Origin of the sequence: Streptomyces sp. NPDC098789, assembly GCF_044759975.1 — a bacterium.
Taxonomy (GTDB): Bacteria; Actinomycetota; Actinomycetes; order Streptomycetales; family Streptomycetaceae; genus Streptomyces.
Genome location: NZ_JBIWAJ010000008.1, coordinates 1 through 16838 on the forward strand (window position 1 = coordinate 1; position 16838 = coordinate 16838).

The following is a 16838-nucleotide window of genomic DNA, read 5'->3' on the forward strand; positions in this document are numbered from 1 at the left end:
GGACCAAGGAGGCAGGCGCCACACGAGCTGGCTACGCCGCTGAGCTCTCCCGCCGACAAGCATTCCGCAAGTCCCAATAGCCGCACTTACCGATACGCGCGCCGTCAGCAGCGGGAGGGCGCGCCGGTCGTCGAGCCCGGTCAGGGCGACCAGGATGTGATCGATGAGGGAGGGCGAGTAGGCATCGGCCGCCCGGTGGTGACGCAGGAAGGCCGCGAGCCGGTCGGCGTGCCCGTCGAGCACGCCCGGCCCGGCCTCCGAGAGCAGGTTCCCGGCCGCGGCGGCGACCATGATCTGGTCCTCCAACGCGAAGACGACCTGGTCCCACAGCTCCTGCGGCGGCCGGCGCCGCCTCGTCAGGACCACGGCGATCTTCTGCATCCGCCTCCACCGCAGGTCCGCGGTCACCGCGAGCCGCCCCGGCCCGGGCCCTTGCCCCTGCAAGATCCTTCTCCACCCCATGGGGGGCACTCTAGGGCGTGACGCCGTCGGGGATCTTGGCGATGACGGTCGGTGCCCTCGACGTCTCAGTCTCCAAGATCCCCGACCTCGCCACCCGCGATCAGCTCCGGGTCTCCTCGCGGCGTCCAATGGCGGCCGCATCGGGTACGAGGAGCAGCTTGCCGGTGGTACGCCGAGCCTCCAGGTCGCTGTGGGCCTGGGCGGCGTCGGACAATGCGTAGCGGCCCGTTACGGTGACCTCAAGTGCCTTGGAGCGCACCCACTCGAACACATCGGCGGCCCGTCGGAGCAGTTCGGACCGATCGGCGATGAAGTCCCCGAGGCTGGGCCGGATCAGGGTCAGCGAACCGCCGTGGGCGAGCCGAATCGGATCGAACGGAGGCACGGCACCACTTGCCGCGCCGAAGAGCACGAGATGGCCGCGGGTTCGCAGGCTGGCGAGGCTCGCATCGAAGGTGTGCGCGCCGACGCCGTCGAAGACGACCGGCAGTCCCTGACCGCCGCTGAGCCGCCTCACCTCGGCCGCGAGATCGTCGACTGCGGAGGAAAGGATCACCTCGGCGGCCCCGGCACGCTTCGCCAGCTCGGCCTTCGCGGTGGTCGACGTGGTGCCGATCACCCTGCCGCCGAGATGGGTGATGAGCTGGGTCAGAAGCAGCCCCATGCCACCAGCAGCCGCATGCACGAGCACCGTGTCGCCCCCCTGAACCGGGTAGGCGTCCTTGACGAGATAGTGCGCGGTCATGCCTTGGAGGAGCACGGCGGCGGCTGTCTCGAAGTCGATGTCGTCGGGCAGCGGCACCAGCCGGGAGGAGTCCACCACGGCCCGCTCGGCATACGTGCCGGGAATCTCCACCCAACCGACCCGGTCCCCGACCGCGACGTCAGCGACGCCGGGTCCGACTTCGACGACCGTGCCGGCGCCCTCAGCGCCCGGGGTGAAGGGCAGCGGGAGGCTGTACCGGCCTTCGCGGTGGTAGACGTCGAGGAAGTTGACCCCGGATGCGGCGACCTCCACCAGCGCCTCGCCCGGACCCGGCCGCGGCTGGTCCACCTCGGCCTCCCGCAGCACCTCGGGACCGCCCACTTCGTACACCTGAATCGCTCGCATGACGCTCCAAAATCGGTTCTTCCCCGACCAACCCCGTTGATGGCGATCCGATTCCCGGCAAGCGGACCGGCCCGCCGCCCCCGCCGGAGTGCGGCAGCAGGTTCCGAGGCCAGGACGTGGGTTGAGTCGGTGCGCTGCCGGCCGCGCTCCCGGACCAGGCCGACGGCCCGGATCTTCTCCAGCACGAGGTCGAGGAGCTTGTCGACCCGGCCCTCCACGGCCAGGCGCTCGCGGAAGTCGGCCAGGACACTGTGGCGGAAGCCGGAATCCTCCAGCTTCCGTGCCCATCGCATGCTTGAAGTCGATGCGGTGGCGCACTGACTCGGCCGCCTGCCGGTCGGACAGCTCCAGCAGGACATCCCCGACAGCGTCACGCCCTAGGTCAGCCCGGTGGCCCTGCCCAGGGGGAGGTCAGGGGGAGCGGTCAGGGGATCCGGGAAGAGACGATCTAGCGGCCGCGCGGCTTGCCGCGCTTGGCGCCGCCCTTGCCGCCGCCCTTCGCACCGCCGCCGGAGGCGCCGCGCGGGTTCTTGCCGGCGGTCGGCTTGCCGCCGCCGGGCTTGCGGCGGGCCGCCGCGGGGTCGGGGCGCTTGGCCTTCTTCGGCTGCGGCGGGGTCGGCGTGCGCCCCCGCGAGCTGTTGACCGTGCGCCCGCGCACGATCCCGATGAACTCCTCCACCAGTTCGGGTGCCTCGTCCGCCTCCGGCCACGACAGGGCGACGCGCGACTCCGGCGCCCCCGTCAGCGTGCGGTAGGTGAGGTCCTTGCGGTGGTGCAGGCGCGCGAGCGACTGCGGCACGACGAGCACGCCGATCCCCGCCGCCACCAGCTCGATCGCGTCCTCCGTCGTCTCGGGGCGGGCGATCGCGGGCTTGCCCGGCAGCTGCTCCCAGTCGAGGGTGTCGTCGAGGGGGTGCAGCACGATCTCCTCGGCCAGATCGCCCGTGGCGACCTCTTCGACCGCCGCGATCAGGTGGTCCTTGGGGATCACGACCACGGTGGTCTCGGTGTAGAGGGGGATCGCGCTGAGGTCCGTACGGTCGATCGGCAGCCGCACGAAGCCCGCGTCGGCGCCGCCGTCGCGGAGCAGGGCGGGCGCCTCGCCGGGGGTCACCTGGACCAGCGTCAGCGGGACGTCGGGCAGCCGCTCGTTCCAGATCCGCACCCACTTGGTGGGCGTCACTCCCGGGACGTACGCGAGCCGGAACGAAGGGGGTGTTTCCGAGCCTGTCACCCGGCCAGGTTACCGGTCGTGGTCGGAGGTAGCGCACACGCTCGATACCCTTGACCCATGACGTCGCACCAGAACGCCCAGACCATGAAGCCCGCGACCGCGGCGAAGAAGCTGGGTGTGTACCTCGAGGCCACACCCGCCGAGTTCCAGGAGGGTGTCGTCTCGCGGGCCGAGCTGAGTGCCCTCCAGGCCGAGCCGCCCCAGTGGCTCCAGGACCTGCGCCTCAACGGTCCGCACCCGCGCCCCGTCGTCGCGTCCAAGCTCGGCGTCTCCATCGCCGGTCTCGCGCGCGGGGGCGTCACGGACGCCCTGACCACCGAGCAGATCGAGGCCATCAAGGCCGAGCTGCCCGAGTGGCTCCAGAAGGAGCGCACCACGCAGGCCGATGTCCGCAAGGAGACGGTCCGCATCAAGGAGCGCAACGCGGAGCGCGCCGCGAAGGCCGCCGACCAGAACTCCTGATCTCAGGGATTTCACCACCGGTGCCCCGGACCCGCGGCCCTGCCGCCGGGTCCGGGGCACCCGTGCGTGGTGGTGCGGGTCCGGCGAGCCCGCGACACCGCGACGCGGGGGCGTCGGTGTCAGCGCGGCTGGTTGAAGCGGAGCATGTTGCCCGCCGGGTCGCGGAAGGCGCAGTCGCGGACGCCGTACGGCTGGTCGGTCGGCTCCTGGAGCACCTCGGCGCCCGCCGCCCGGATCCGCTCGAAGGTCGCGTCGACGTCGTCGGTCGTGAAGATCACGCCGCGGAGCATGCCCTTGGCCAGCAGTTCCGCCATGGCCTGCCGGTCGGCCGGCGAGGCGTCGGGGTCGGCGAGCGGCGGTTCGAGGACGACCTCCACGTCGGGCTGCTCGGGGGAGCCGACGGTGACCCAGCGCATCCCCTCGAAGCCGACGTCGTTGCGCACCTCCAGGCCGAGGGCGTCGCGGTAGAAGGCGAGTGCCTTGTCGTGGTCGTCGACCGCGATGAAGCACTGCGAGAGCTTGATGGTCATGACTGCGACGCTACGACGTGCGGCCGGATTCCGCCCCCGCGTCCGGCGCCGGTCGCGGTGGCCCGCTCCGGGAGGGGCGCGTGAGGATCTTGGCCACGCAGGCGGGGATCGCGGCGCCCTCGTCGTGGTTGCGGGCCCGGTAGGCGCTGGGGCTCTCGCCGACCAGTTCGGTGAAGCGGGAGCTGAAGGACCCCAGCGAGGTACAGCCGACCGCGAAGCAGACCTCGGTCACGCTGAGGTCGCCCCGGCGCAGCAGCGCCTTGGCCCGCTCGACGCGGCGGGTCATCAGATGGCCGTACGGCGTCTCGCCGAAGGCCGCGCGGAAGCTGCGCGAGAAGTGCCCGGGGGACATCAGCGCGATGGCCGCGAGCGCGGGTACGTCCAGGGGCTCGGCGTAGTCGCGGTCCATCGCGTCCCGGGCGCGGCGCAGCCGTACGAGGTCCTCGATCGTCACGGGCCCAGCATCGCACGGGTGTCCGTCGCCACGGGGCCGATGTCCCCTTCGAGCAGCGTCTGCTCGATCGGGGGCCGGTCCCACAGGGCCAGGATCTCGTTGGCGACGTCCACGACGGGCAGGTGCTCCTCGTCCCGCACGGTGACGGCCGCGGCCTTCAGGGTGCGCGGGACGGCTCCGGCGTCCAGCAGGAGGCGCCATTCCCGTACGCCGACCGCCAGGAACTCCAGCGCGGGCAGGCCCGTGACCTCCAGCGGGTCCGCCAGGGTGCCGGGCGCCGCCGTGAGCGTGCGCAGGCGCGGCAGTCCGAGGACCGGGGCGAGGGCGAACGGCGCGCCGCCGCCGTCCGGGACCTCGATGGTCAGGACCTCCAGGGCGGGGTGCGCGGCCTCCTCGACGCTGCCGAGGCCGCCGGAGCGGACCTTCGCCGTGATCCCGGGCAGCTGCGCGGCGCGGCCGCTCGGCTCCTCCCGTAGCCGGCCCAGCACGAAGTCGGTGAGGGAATCGGCCACCAGCTCGGCGCCGAGGCTCTGCTCGTGACCGACCAGGATGACCTGCCCGTAGTGGCCGCCCGGGCCGGGCGTGAGGTCGATCGCGTACTCGTCGCCGCCGTTGCTCCCGAAGCCGATCCAGCCCGGCGAACCGGCCAGGGGCTGCACCGCGGCGTCGGGTCCGGCGCCGATCGCCCGCCCGGCGCCGATGTCCCAGCCGCCGTGGCGCTCCGCCGCGTCGACGGCCCGCAGGTCCGCCGGGCCGCTCAGCTCGCAGCCGACCGCTTCGCCCGCGAGGTCGGCGCCCTCGAAGTCGTCGAACCAGTCCACCCGGGCCACCCGGTAGAGCGCCTTCAGCTCCTCGGACAGGGTGACGCCCAACCGTGCCTCGGCGGCGTCGATCTCCTCCCGCGTCGCGCCCACGGCGTCGGGCAACCGCTCGCGCAGCGTCCGCTCCAGCAGCGCCGGATCAGCCGAGGGCGCCGGAACCGCCCCGGACGCCGGGTCGGGACGGCGCAGCCAGGGAGCGGGGAGGGAGCCCTCGACCAGGACGAGGACGCCCAGGTCGGCGTAGCCGACGGGCGCTTGCACGACGGGGCTCGGCCAGACCACGGCGAGCGAGGTCCGCCCGTCCGGCCGGACCTCCGCGCGGAAGGCGACCTCCTGGACGCGGCCGCGCGCCAGCGCCCGCTGGAGGTCCTCCACCGCGCTCCGCGCCGTCGCCGACATCCCGCCGCGGTGGGCCAGGCTGCATCCGTGCTGCCCGATGCGTCCCGCCACCCGGGCCACCTGCCCGCGCGGGCGCCGCTCGTCCCCGGTCAGCATGAGCCGCAGTACGGGCTCCCAGGTCACGAACGCGGACACTGACGACAAGGGGGGTCTGTGATCCATCATGACCAGACCGTACGCAGGGGTCGGTGGGTCATCGGGGGCGGGGCAGTGATCGAAGTCGGGCAGCAGGGCGCTTTCAGCGTGAACAGCGTGGGAGTGGAGCGTCGGCCGTTCCCCGCGCCCCACTGGATCGGAGCCCCGGGCGGGGCCGTCGACCCCACCGGCACCGAGCGGCTGATCGCCATCGACCTGGCCGCCCTGCCCGCCCCCTGGCGCCTGGGCGAACCCTTTCCAGGGCGGGTCGACTTCACCGCGACCCTCGATGTACGCCGGGGCACCTGGCGGCTGCGGTGAAAATCGCTGTCCGATCATCGGAGCGCGGTGATAGACATCCGGCGTGGAAAAGAATCTTGAATTCCCGGCCCTGTTGCGACTGATCGACGAACGGTCGACCGCCTTCCGGGCCGCGGTCGCCGCCGCGCCCAGCCTCGACGTGCGGGTACCGACCTGTCCCGAGTGGACGCTGTTCGATCTGGTGCAGCACCTGGGCGGGGGAGACCGCTTCTGGGCCGCCATCGTCGGCGCGGGGCCCGCCGACGGTCCGCCGGCCGAGGCCGTGGCCGCGCGCGCCGCTCTGGAGCTGCCGCGGGAGCGCGAGGCCCTGCTGGCCTGGCTGGCGGCGGGGACGCAGCTTCTGTTGAGCGCCCTGCGCGAGGCGGGACCTGACGCCGGCTGCTGGGCGTGGTGGAGCGGCCTGCAGACGCCGCGGAGCTCGGGCGGAGTCGCCCGGCACCGGGTCCAGGAGAGCGCGGTGCACACCTACGACGCCCAGCTCGCCGCGGGCGCCCCGCGGCCGCTGCCGACCGAGCTCGCCCTCGACGGCGTCGAGGAGTTCCTGTTCACCTGCGTCGCGTCGCCCAGCGCCTGGCCGCACGAGCCCACGACCTTCGACTTCCACGCCGCCGAGGGCCGCTCCTGGCGCCTCACGGTCGACGGCGAGGGCGCACGCTCCGTCCGCATCCCGGCGCCCACCGCGGCGACCGGCGAGGACCCGGACGCGGCCGGCGCCGCCGTCCACGGCACGGCCGGCGAGTTGATCCTCTACTTCTACGAACGCGTCCCGGCCCGCTCCCTGCGCATCGACGGGGACGCGGGACTGCTCGACCTGCTCCGTGCCTGGGAGCCGGAGATATAGGCCCAGGCGACGTGGTGGTGGGGCTCCGGGGGATCCGGAGCCCCTTTCGCGCGTGCCCCTCCGCGCCCGTACGGGGAGGCGGGGGACGACCGGGGCTTTGCATAAACGTGCATTGAAACGTATAGTCATGCCATCGACGAGGAGGGTCCGATGGTGGTTCGTGTTGCGGTGGCCGGAGCGAGCGGGTACGCGGGCGGGGAACTGCTGCGCCTGCTCCTGGCCCACCCCGAGGTCGAGATCGGCGCGCTGACCGGCAACTCCAACGCCGGAGCGCTCCTGGGCTCGCTCCAGCCGCACCTCGTACCTCTGGCCGGGCGCACCCTGGAGGCGACCACCCCCGAGGTGCTCGCCGGCCGCGACGCCGCGCACGACGTGGTCTTCCTCGCCCTGCCGCACGGCCAGTCGGCCGCCGTCGCCGCCCAGCTCGGCGAGGACGTCCTCGTCGTCGACATGGGCGCCGACCACCGGCTGCGGTCCGCCGCCGATTGGGACGCATTCTACGGGGCTCCGCACGCCGGTACCTGGCCGTACGGCCTCCCCGAACTGCCGGGCGGCCGCGCCGCACTGGCGGGGTCCCGGCGCGTCGCGGTTCCGGGTTGCTACCCGACCGCCGTCTCCCTGGCCCTCTTCCCGGCCTACCAGGACGGACTCGCCGAGCCCGAGGCCGTGATCGTCGCCGCCACCGGCACCTCCGGCGCGGGCAAGGCCCTCAAGCCCCACCTGCTGGGCTCCGAGGTGATGGGTTCCATGAGCCCCTACGGCGTGGGCGGCGGCCACCGGCACACCCCCGAGATGGTCCAGAACCTCTCGGCCGTCGCCGGGACCCGCGTCTCGGTGTCCTTCACCCCGACCCTCGCCCCGATGGCCCGGGGCATCCTGGCCACCTGTTCGGCCAAGGCCGTGGCCGGAACCACCGCCGAATCGGTGCGCGCCGCCTACGAGAAGGCCTACGCCGACGAGCCGTTCGTCCACCTCCTCCCCGAGGGGCAGTGGCCCGCGACGGCATCCGTCCACGGTTCCAACGCCGTTCAGGTCCAGGTCGCGTACGACGCGTCCGCGAGGCGGATCATCGCGATCAGCGCCATCGACAACCTGACCAAGGGCACCGCCGGTGGCGCGGTGCAGAGCATGAACATCGCCCTCGGGCTCCACGAGAGCCTGGGTCTTTCCACGATCGGAGTCGCACCGTGAGCGTCACGGCAGCACAGGGGTTCAGCGCGGCGGGCATCGCCGCCGGGATCAAGGCGAACGGCAACCCGGACCTGGCCCTCGTGGTCAACCACGGCCCGCGCCTGACCGCGGCGGGCGTCTTCACCTCCAACCGCGTCAAGGCCGCCCCCGTCCACTGGTCCGAGCAGGTCCTGCGCGGCGGCACCGTCAGCGCCGTGGTCCTCAACTCCGGCGGCGCCAACGCCTGCACCGGCCCCCGGGGCTTCCAGGACACGCACGCCACCGCCGAGAAGGTCGCCACCGTCCTCGGCGGCGGGCACAACGCCGGCGAGATCGCGGTGGCCTCCACCGGGCTGATCGGCGTGCTCCTGCCCATGGACAAGCTGCTGCCCGGCATCGAGAGCGCCGCCGACGCCCTCACCGCCGACGGTGGTGAGGCCGCGGCCGTCGCCATCAAGACCACCGACACCGTCCACAAGACCGCCACCGTCAGCCACGCCGCGGGCTGGACCGTCGGCGGCATGGCCAAGGGCGCGGGCATGCTCGCCCCGGGCCTGGCCACCATGCTCGTCGTCCTCACCACCGACGCCGACCTGGACAGCGCCACCCTCGACAAGGCACTGCGGGACGCGACCCGCACCACCTTCGACCGGGTCGACTCCGACGGCTGCATGTCCACCAACGACACCGTGCTGCTGCTCGCCTCCGGCGCCTCCGGCGTGGACCCGGCCTACGACGAGTTCGCCGAGGCCGTACGGACCGTCTGCGACGACCTGGCCCGCCAGCTCATCGGCGACGCCGAGGGCGCCAGCAAGGACATCCGGATCGAGGTCGTGAACGCGGCCAGCGAGGACGACGCCGTCGAGGTGGGCCGGTCCATCGCCCGGAACAACCTGCTCAAGTGCGCCATCCACGGCGAGGACCCGAACTGGGGCCGGGTGCTCTCCGCGATCGGCACCACCAAGGCCGCCTTCGACCCGGACCGGCTGAACGTCGCCATCAACGGGATCTGGGTCTGCAAGAACGGCTGCGTCGGCGAGGACCGCGACCTGGTCTCGATGAAGGGCCGCGAGGTCCGGATCACCGCCGACCTGGCCACCGGCAGCGAGTCGGCGGTCATCTGGGCCAACGACCTGACCGCCGACTACGTCCACGAGAACAGCGCGTACTCCTCATGAGCGCCGGTGCCGGAAGTGCCCGCAAGCACACCGCCCTGCCCAAGGCCGAGATCCTCATCGAGGCACTGCCCTGGCTGACCCGCCACAACGGCAAGATCGTCGTCATCAAGTTCGGCGGCAACGCCATGGTCGACGAGGACCTCAAGGCCGCCTTCGCCCAGGACGTGGTCTTCCTGCGCCAGGCCGGCCTGCGGCCGGTCGTCGTGCACGGCGGCGGCCCGCAGATCAACGCCCAGCTCGACCGGCACGGCCTGGTCAGCGAGTTCAAGGCGGGCCTGCGCGTCACCACCCCGGAGGCGATGGACGTCGTCCGGATGGTGCTCGCCGGACAGGTCCAGCGCCAGCTCGTCGGCCTGCTCAACCAGCACGGACCGCTCGCCGTCGGCATGACCGGCGAGGACGCCCACACCATCACCGCCGTCCAGCACCGGCCCGAGATCGACGGCGAGAGCGTCGACATCGGCCGGGTCGGCGAGATCACGGCCATCGACACCGGTGCGATCGAGGCACTGCTGGCGGACGGCCGGATCCCGGTCATCTCCTCCATCGCGCGCAGCGCCGACGACGACCACGTCTACAACGTCAACGCCGACACCGCGGCCGCGGCGCTCGCGGCCGCCCTCGGCGCCGAGACCCTGATGGTCCTCACCGACGTCGAGGGCCTGTACGCGGACTGGCCCAGCAGCGACGAGGTCATCAGCCGGCTCACCGTCAGCGAGTTGGAGAAGTTGCTCCCCGAGCTGTCGAGCGGCATGGTGCCCAAGATGGAGGGCTGCCTGCACGCCGTCCGCGGCGGGGTCGGCACCGCCCGCGTGATCGACGGGCGGGTCCAGCACTCGATCCTGCTGGAGATCTTCACCGACGAGGGCATCGGCACCATGGTCGTGCCCGACGCAGAGGGAGGGGAATCCGCGTGAGCGGGAACAGTTCGAACGAGGAGTACGGAGCGCGCTGGAAGGCGGCGCTCACCGACAACTACGGCACCCCCGCGCTCGCGCTCGTGCGCGGCGCCGGGGCCCAGGTCTGGGACGCGGACGGCAAGCAGTACACCGACTTCGTCGGCGGCATCGCGGTCAACGCCCTGGGCCACGCCCACCCGGCGATCGTCGGGGCGGTCTCCGCGCAGATCGCCTCGCTCGGCCACGTCTCCAACCTCTACGCCTCCGAGCCGGTCATCGCGCTCGGCGAACGGCTGCTCCAGCTCTTCGGCCGTCCCGGCAAGGTCTTCTTCTGCAACTCCGGCGCCGAAGCGGTCGAGGCGGCCTTCAAGGTCGGCCGGCTGACCGGACGCACGCACATGGTCGCCACCACCGGCGGTTTCCACGGCCGCACCATGGGCGCCCTCGCCCTGACCGGCCAGCCCGCCAAGCAGACCCCCTTCCTGCCGCTGCCCGGCGAGGTCACCCACGTCCCCTACGGCGACGTGGAGGCCCTGCGGGCCGCCGTCACCGAGGACACCGCCCTCGTCCTGATCGAGCCGATCCAGGGCGAGAACGGCGTGGTCGTGCCGCCGGCCGGGTACCTGACCGCCGCCCGCGAGATCACCCGCGCCACCGGCACGCTGCTCGCCCTCGACGAGGTGCAGACCGGCATCGGCCGCTGCGGGCAGTGGTTCGAGCACCAGGCGCACGACGGGGTCGAACCCGACCTCGTCACGCTCGCGAAGGGGCTCGGCGGCGGTCTGCCGATCGGCGCCCTCGCCGCCTTCGGCCCGGCCGCCGACCTGCTCCGGCCCGGCCAGCACGGCACCACCTTCGGCGGGAACCCGGTCGCCTGCGCCGCCGGGCTCGCCGTCATCGACACCATCGCCGCCGACGGACTCCTGGGCCGGATCAAGGAGCGGAGCGAGCAACTGCGCTCCGGAATCGAGGGCGCCGGCGACGGCGGGCGCCACCCGTTGGTATCCCATGTCCGCGGCGCCGGCCTCCTGCTGGGTATCGTGCTGACCGAGCCCCTCGCACCGAAGGTGCAGAAGGCGGCTCAGGATGCCGGCTTCCTGGTCAACGCGCCCGCCCCCGACGTCGTACGGCTGATGCCGCCGTTCGTCCTCACCGAGGCGGAGGCGGACGCGTTCCTCCGGGCCCTGCCCGGCATCCTCGACGCGGCCCACGGGGACGGATCCGGAGAATGAGACGACGATGAGTCAGGCGCAGGAACACGAGGCGAGCGGCCAGTCCGTTCCGCAGACCCGAACCGCCCGCCACCGCCGGATCGTGGACATCCTCAACCGGCAGCCGGTCCGCTCCCAGAGCCAGCTGGCGAAGCTGCTCGCCGACGACGGGCTGAGCGTCACCCAGGCGACGCTCTCCCGGGACCTCGACGAGCTGGGCGCGGTGAAGATCCGCAACACCAACGGCGAGTTGATCTACGCGGTACCGAGCGAGGGCGGCTTCCGCACCCCGCAGGCCCCGCTGGGCGAGTCGGCGAAGGAGGAGCGCATGCGGCGCCTCTCCGGTGAACTGCTGATCTCGGCGGAGGCCTCCGCGAACCTCGTGGTCCTGCGCACCCCGCCCGGCGCCGCCCAGTTCCTCGCCTCGGCGATCGACCAGGCCGAACTCCAGGCGATCCTCGGCACGATCGCGGGTGACGACACCCTGATGCTGATCAGCCGTGATCCCGCGGGCGGTCAGGCACTGGCCGATCACCTCCTGCGTCTGGCGCAGAAGGAGGGCTGAGGGCGACCCTGGGGGGATGAGCCAACACCCCCTCTGGGCAGCGGTGTTCGAGGCCGCTGCCGTCGCCCTTGCCTGTTACGCCGTGCTCGGAGCGCGCTGGCGCCTGCGGGACCGGTCCGACCGGTCCGCGGCCGCGCTACTGGCCACCGCGCCGCCCGATCCGTACCACGCGGTGGCCGTCGCTGGGCGGGCCGAGGACGTCCACCGTCCGGCGGTCGCCCGGCTGCTGCTCGACGGCTCCGTGGAGGTGGACGGGACGGGCCGGTTGATCGTCGCCGCCGGGGGGCCGCAGCACGGGCCGGCGGCGGACCCGGCGCCGGCGCACCCGCTGCCCGCCGCCGTCCTGGCCGCGCTCGTCCGCCGCTCCCGCCCCACCAGCACGGCGGAGCTGTCCGGGGACCGGGAGCTGCGCGCGGCCCGCGGGGCCTTCCTGGCCGCCGAGGACGCGAAGTACCCGCACCTGGCCGAGGTCCGGGACCACGACCGGCTCGCCGACCTCGCGATCCTGCTCATCATGGCGCTGGTCGCCTGGTACAGCTTCCAACTGGTCGTGCTCTCGCGGCCGGACACGCTGCGCGGGATCGTGCTGATGGGCACCTTCGTCCTCGCGGTGGCGGTCGGGGCCTGCGGCGCGCTGCTCGCCGCCATGGCCATGGTGCGGGTGTGGCCGAAGCGGCGCGATCCCTTCCGTACGTACTGCGCCGCGCTGCCCCCGCACCCGGACCTCCTTGCCCTGGACCCGGAGCTGCTGGCCCGCGTGGACCACCGGGAGCCGCGCCCGGTGGAGTACGACACCTGGGTGGACAGCGGCGGCGCTTTCTGACGCCCGGCCGGGGTGCGTCCGTACCGGGGGCGTCAGTACCGGGTCACGTCCAGCGGCCCCGACTCCGTGCCCACCGCGATGTGCGGCCGGCGTTCGGGCCGGGCCCAGCGCAGGATCGCGCGCATGGACTCCTCGGGCACCGACACGCATCCCGCCGTCGCGCCCTTGCCGTTGACGTGCAGGAAGATGCCCGCGCCGCGCCCGTGCACCGGCCGGTCGTAGTTGAAGCCGATGACCAGGGCGTGGGCGTACTGCTTCGCGTAGCCGACCAGGTGCTCCGCCTCGCCGGGCGCGCAGTCGGCGGGCAGGGGTTCCACCCACCGGTTGTAGTGGAAGGAGGCGTTGTCCTGACACCACCAGGAGCCCTCGCGGACGGGCCGGTAGGTGTACGCCGTCCCCACGGGCGCCGGCCGGATCCCGAAGGCGTACGGCAGGTCGTACAGCCCGGTGGGCGTGGTGTCGGTGCCCTGGACCCGGGTGGCGCCCTCGGCGAGGCCCCGCGCGCCGAACCGGGCGGGCGCCCGGCCCATCGGCACCCAGCGCCCGGACCGGCGCTCCCACCAGGTCAGGCGGCCGGTGGTCGCACCGGCCGAGGGGGCGACGGCGGTGATCAGCTGGCTGCCGCCACCGGTGTCGGCGAGCCGGTCGGGCAGCGTGGATCCCCACGGCGGTCCCGACGCGGCGAGCAGGGAGGTGACGAACAGTGAGCCGAGGGCGAGGGCGGTTCGCAGCACACGTCAGACGGTACGCGGCGGGAGCGGCAACGGCAGTGCGGGCAGGCCGTCGATGCTCGTCGCGATGAATTCCTTCTTCTCGCAGTACTGCGAGAACTCCTCGTCCGTCTTGCGGCCGAAGTACTCCGCGTGGAGGGTGCGCTCGCCCTGGTACTCCATGAAGGGGACGGCGTAGCCGCACACGTCGGTGATCCGCTTGGTCCGTACGAGGATGACCGCGCGGGCCGAGGGCCCGTCGGCCGCGCCGAACAGGGCGATCAGCTCGCCCCACCGGGGGTCGTCGCGGAAGACCGCCTCGCCCTCGCCGTGCACGCGGACGATGTTGGGCGGCCCGGAGAAGGCGCACCACATGAGGGTGATCCGGCCGTTCTCGCGGACGTGGGCGATGGTCTCGGCGCCGCTGCCGCCGAAGTCCAGGTAGGCGAGGGTGTGTTCGTCGATGACGACGAGGGTGCCCGCGCGGCCCTTGGGGGAGAGGTTGACATGGCCGTCGCCCGCCAGTGGCGCGGTCGCGGTGAAGAACATCGGCTGGGCCTCGATGAAGGCGCGCAGCCGTCCGTCTATGTGTTCGTGCAGCTTTCCCATGGGGTCAGTATCCCGTCCCGTCGATCATCGGCCCGAGGCAGTCCGAGGCGTGAACGCATCAGGTGCATGACGTGCTCGCTGAAGAGCCCGGAGCAGCGCTCCAGCAGGGCGCCCACCTCCGGATCGCCGGCGGGCAGGGCCGGCGGGGCGTACGGCGACCACATGGCCCGGACGTGCTGCTCGGCCCGCCGGCGCAGGCTCGGGTGGAGGTCGTCCAACAGGAGCACGTCGGCCCGCAGCCCGGCCACGCCGCCCCGCGCGTGCAACAGCCGGTGAGCTGCCCGCCGCTGCGCGAAGGGCCGAGCGGGGGAGAGCAACTCGACGAGCGGGGCCTCGGGCAGCCGGTCGGCGCTCGGCAGCAGCGCGAGGGCCGCCTCGCGCACGACGGCCCCCGCCGGATCCGTCAGCAGCGGGAACAGGAGGGCGGTGTCCGTCGCGTCGAGCAGCCGCAGCCCGGCCACCGCGCCGGCCCGCACGGCCGGTCGGGGGTGCGTCAGCAGCCCGCGCAGCAGCGGCGCGTCCGCACGCGACCCGCATTCGGCGAGCCCGAGCACGGCGCCGCCGCTCACGGTGTGGGGTTCGGCGCACAGTTCCAGGTAGCGGGTCCGGGGGTCGCCGCCGTCCTGGCCGACCAACCAGCGGGCGCAGGCCCGTACGACGCCCGTGCGGTCGGCGAGGTGGGCCGCGGCCTCGGACGCGCGGCCCGCGCGGCGCAGGGCGGTGACCCCGGCGGCCCGCACCTGGCCCGAGCGCGAGCCGAGCAGCAGGTCGACCACGGCGCCGGCGTCCGGTCCCGGCGCCCCCGCGGCCAGCGCGGCGAGCGCCCCGTCGGTCCACAGCCGGCACAGCGCCGGGTCGCCCTCGCGCGCGGCCCGCCCGGCCAGCTCCCGCGCGTCCGGACGCCCGGAGGTCAGCAGCAGCCGCCCGGCGAAGCGGCGCGCGGCCGGGTCGCGCCCGCCCAGCAGCGCCTCCAGCACCGCGGCGGGGGCTTCGTCCAGGGCCGCCTGGAACAGGTCGCGGGCCCACTCGCCCCGCCCGCGCGCCCCGAGCCGCAGCACCAGCGGGGTGAGCTCGACCAGCGTCCGGGCCGGGGAGTCGGCCAGGGCCCCCGCGAGCAGCGCGCGGGCGCGGGTCCGTACCGGCCCGACCCAGTCCGCGCAGCGGATCACCACGAGCGGCAGCGGCGAGGGACCCCGCCAGGTCCCCCGCGCGAGCTGTCGCACCGCCTCCTCGCGCACCCGGCCCTCGGGGTGGCACAGCGCGGTGTGCGGCCGGGAGCGCAGCAGCGCGGGCAGCGCGTCGTCCCGGTGATGGAGGCCCCGCACCCCCTCGTCGAGCGCGATCCAGGCGGCCGGGTCGGCGGGGTCGAGCACCTCCGTGAGCGCCGCGCCCCGCGCGAGGAGCTCGGCGGCCTCGCAGCCGTCCCGGTACGTCCAGCGGCGGCGCGCGGGTCCGGACCGCGGCGCGGGCGGGGAAGCGTGGTGCGGCGCGCTCTGCGCGGGGTCCTTCATGCCCCGAGCCTAGGCGGGACGACCCCGCTGAGCAGCGGGTTTCACGGCTCGTTGACGAAACATACGGAGTAGTGCATAGTTATGCCTGTCGTCAGATGCACCCTGTAAGGAGAAACCCGTGACCGAGCGCGTCGTACTCGCCTACTCGGGCGGCCTGGACACCTCCGTCGCCATCGGCTGGATCGCCGAGGAGACGGGCGCCGAGGTCATCGCCGTCGCCGTGGACGTCGGCCAGGGCGGCGAGGACCTGGACGTCATCCGCAAGCGCGCGCTCGCCTGCGGCGCCGTCGAGGCCGAGGTCGCGGACGCCAAGGACGAGTTCGCCAACGAGTACTGCCTCCCGGCGATCAAGGCCAACGCCCTCTACATGGACCGCTACCCGCTGGTCTCCGCCCTCTCGCGGCCGACCATCGTCAAGCACCTCGTCGCCGCCGCCCAGAAGCACAACGCGACGATCGTGGCCCACGGCTGCACCGGCAAGGGCAACGACCAGGTCCGCTTCGAGGCCGGCATCGCCGCCCTCGGCCCCGACCTCAAGTGCATCGCCCCGGTCCGTGACTACGCGATGACCCGTGACAAGGCGATCGCCTTCGCCGAGAAGGCCGACCTCCCGATCGCGACCACCAAGAAGTCCCCGTACTCCATCGACCAGAACGTCTTCGGGCGCGCCGTCGAGACGGGCTTCCTGGAGGACATCTGGAACGCGCCGATCGAGGACATCTACGAGTACACCTCGAACCCGGCGATCCCGCGTGAGGCCGACGAGGTCGTCATCTCCTTCAAGGAGGGCGTCCCGGTCGCCATCGACGGCAAGCCCGTCTCGGTGCTCCAGGCCATCCAGCAGCTCAACGAGCGGGCCGGCGCCCAGGGCATCGGCCGGATCGACATCGTCGAGGACCGCCTCGTCGGCATCAAGTCCCGCGAGGTCTACGAGGCCCCGGGTGCGATCGCGCTGATCACCGCCCACCAGGAGCTGGAGAACGTCACCGTCGAGCGCGAGCTGGCCCGCTACAAGCGGCAGGTCGAGCAGCGCTGGGGCGAGATGGTCTACGACGGCCTGTGGTTCTCCCCGCTCAAGCGCGCCCTGGACGGCTTCATCAACGAGGCCAACCAGCACGTCACCGGTGACATCCGGATGACCCTGCACGCGGGCCGCGCCGTGGTCACCGGCCGCAAGTCCGAGGAGTCGCTGTACGACTTCAACCTCGCGACCTACGACTCGGGCGACACCTTCGACCAGTCCAAGGCCCAGGGCTTCATCGAGATCTTCGGTCTGTCCTCGAAGATCGCCGCGCGCCGCGACCTCGCCTGAGGCCCGCTCGTTACGCGTAGCGCACGCGCAGTGCTTTGACGGCCTCCCCGGTACCTCCGCGACGGGGAGGCCGTCGTACA

The 16838-nt window shown here is 73.2% G+C and carries 19 protein-coding genes; 10 read left to right on the forward strand and 9 right to left on the reverse strand.

Annotation, left to right across the window (positions count from 1 at the left end):
* The 3 genes from ACIQWR_RS17970 to ACIQWR_RS17980 form a co-directional block, all read right to left on the reverse strand.
* Positions 1 to 381 (reverse strand): hypothetical protein (locus ACIQWR_RS17970; protein ID WP_404010156.1); only part of this gene is annotated, 381 nt, incomplete at its 3' end.
* Between the two features lie 181 nt (positions 382 to 562).
* Entirely contained in the window at positions 563 to 1573 is a 1011-nt protein-coding gene (locus tag ACIQWR_RS17975) for a quinone oxidoreductase family protein (RefSeq protein WP_404010159.1), read from the reverse strand.
* 448 nt (positions 1574 to 2021) lie between these two features.
* Complete coding sequence (locus ACIQWR_RS17980; RefSeq protein ID WP_399262088.1) at positions 2022 to 2807, reverse strand: LysR family substrate-binding domain-containing protein; 786 nt, start codon at positions 2805 to 2807, stop codon at positions 2022 to 2024.
* A gap of 57 nt (positions 2808 to 2864) precedes the next feature.
* On the opposite strand from ACIQWR_RS17980, the gene ACIQWR_RS17985 reads away from it, so the two are divergent.
* Positions 2865 to 3269: a DUF5997 family protein gene (locus ACIQWR_RS17985; RefSeq protein ID WP_404010164.1), complete on the forward strand. Its 405-nt coding sequence runs from the start codon at positions 2865 to 2867 to the stop codon at positions 3267 to 3269.
* A 119-nt stretch (positions 3270 to 3388) separates the two neighbouring features.
* Here ACIQWR_RS17985 and ACIQWR_RS17990 read toward each other — a convergent pair whose 3' ends face one another.
* The 3 genes from ACIQWR_RS17990 to ACIQWR_RS18000 are packed head-to-tail and all read right to left on the reverse strand — an operon-like array spanning position 3389 to position 5608.
* Entirely contained in the window at positions 3389 to 3799 is a 411-nt protein-coding gene (locus ACIQWR_RS17990; protein WP_404010167.1) for a VOC family protein, read from the reverse strand.
* Between the two features lie 10 nt (positions 3800 to 3809).
* Entirely contained in the window at positions 3810 to 4253 is a 444-nt protein-coding gene (locus tag ACIQWR_RS17995) for a helix-turn-helix domain-containing protein (protein ID WP_404010170.1), read from the reverse strand.
* A complete protein-coding gene (locus ACIQWR_RS18000; protein ID WP_404010841.1) occupies positions 4250 to 5608 on the reverse strand; it encodes an SMI1/KNR4 family protein in 1359 nt (452 codons plus the stop codon). The genes ACIQWR_RS17995 and ACIQWR_RS18000 overlap by 4 nt, the downstream gene beginning before the upstream one ends.
* A gap of 108 nt (positions 5609 to 5716) precedes the next feature.
* Here ACIQWR_RS18000 and ACIQWR_RS18005 point away from each other — a divergent pair, with 108 nt between their 5' ends.
* From ACIQWR_RS18005 to ACIQWR_RS18040, 8 genes are all read left to right on the forward strand, one after another.
* The gene (locus tag ACIQWR_RS18005) at positions 5717 to 5929 is read left to right on the forward strand and encodes a hypothetical protein (RefSeq protein ID WP_404010173.1); all 213 of its coding nucleotides are present in this window, start codon (positions 5717 to 5719) and stop codon (positions 5927 to 5929) included.
* Between the two features lie 43 nt (positions 5930 to 5972).
* Positions 5973 to 6770, forward strand: a complete 798-nt coding sequence (locus ACIQWR_RS18010) for a maleylpyruvate isomerase family mycothiol-dependent enzyme (protein ID WP_404010176.1) — start codon at positions 5973 to 5975, stop codon at positions 6768 to 6770.
* Positions 6771 to 6920: 150 nt separating this feature from the next.
* On the forward strand, positions 6921 to 7961 hold the full coding sequence (gene argC / locus ACIQWR_RS18015) for an N-acetyl-gamma-glutamyl-phosphate reductase (RefSeq protein ID WP_404010179.1): 1041 nt from the start codon (positions 6921 to 6923) through the stop codon (positions 7959 to 7961).
* The gene (gene argJ, locus ACIQWR_RS18020) at positions 7958 to 9118 is read left to right on the forward strand and encodes a bifunctional glutamate N-acetyltransferase/amino-acid acetyltransferase ArgJ (protein WP_404010182.1); all 1161 of its coding nucleotides are present in this window, start codon (positions 7958 to 7960) and stop codon (positions 9116 to 9118) included. The genes argC and argJ overlap by 4 nt, the downstream gene beginning before the upstream one ends.
* On the forward strand, positions 9115 to 10035 hold the full coding sequence (argB, locus tag ACIQWR_RS18025; RefSeq protein ID WP_404010184.1) for an acetylglutamate kinase: 921 nt from the start codon (positions 9115 to 9117) through the stop codon (positions 10033 to 10035). The genes argJ and argB overlap by 4 nt, the downstream gene beginning before the upstream one ends.
* Complete coding sequence (locus ACIQWR_RS18030) at positions 10032 to 11249, forward strand: acetylornithine transaminase (protein WP_404010187.1); 1218 nt, start codon at positions 10032 to 10034, stop codon at positions 11247 to 11249. Before argB ends, ACIQWR_RS18030 begins: the two co-directional genes overlap by 4 nt.
* A gap of 7 nt (positions 11250 to 11256) precedes the next feature.
* A complete protein-coding gene (locus ACIQWR_RS18035; RefSeq protein WP_354382611.1) occupies positions 11257 to 11793 on the forward strand; it encodes an arginine repressor in 537 nt (178 codons plus the stop codon).
* A gap of 16 nt (positions 11794 to 11809) precedes the next feature.
* On the forward strand, positions 11810 to 12616 hold the full coding sequence (locus tag ACIQWR_RS18040) for a hypothetical protein (RefSeq protein ID WP_404010191.1): 807 nt from the start codon (positions 11810 to 11812) through the stop codon (positions 12614 to 12616).
* Between the two features lie 32 nt (positions 12617 to 12648).
* Here the strand turns inward: ACIQWR_RS18040 and ACIQWR_RS18045 are convergent, their stop codons facing one another.
* Genes ACIQWR_RS18045 through ACIQWR_RS18055 form a run of 3 tightly spaced genes read right to left on the reverse strand, consistent with a single transcriptional unit; the run spans position 12649 to position 15446 of the window.
* Complete coding sequence (locus ACIQWR_RS18045) at positions 12649 to 13320, reverse strand: L,D-transpeptidase (RefSeq protein ID WP_404010843.1); 672 nt, start codon at positions 13318 to 13320, stop codon at positions 12649 to 12651.
* 33 nt (positions 13321 to 13353) lie between these two features.
* Positions 13354 to 13935 (reverse strand): pyridoxamine 5'-phosphate oxidase family protein, encoded by a 582-nt coding sequence (locus ACIQWR_RS18050; RefSeq protein WP_404010194.1) that lies wholly within the window; start codon positions 13933 to 13935, stop codon positions 13354 to 13356.
* Complete coding sequence (locus ACIQWR_RS18055) at positions 13911 to 15446, reverse strand: HEAT repeat domain-containing protein (RefSeq protein ID WP_404010196.1); 1536 nt, start codon at positions 15444 to 15446, stop codon at positions 13911 to 13913. Before ACIQWR_RS18055 ends, ACIQWR_RS18050 begins: the two co-directional genes overlap by 25 nt.
* A 118-nt stretch (positions 15447 to 15564) precedes the next feature.
* Between ACIQWR_RS18055 and ACIQWR_RS18060 the strand changes: the two genes are divergently transcribed.
* The gene (locus ACIQWR_RS18060; RefSeq protein WP_385785185.1) at positions 15565 to 16758 is read left to right on the forward strand and encodes an argininosuccinate synthase; all 1194 of its coding nucleotides are present in this window, start codon (positions 15565 to 15567) and stop codon (positions 16756 to 16758) included.
* Positions 16759 to 16838: the final 80 nt, after the last annotated feature.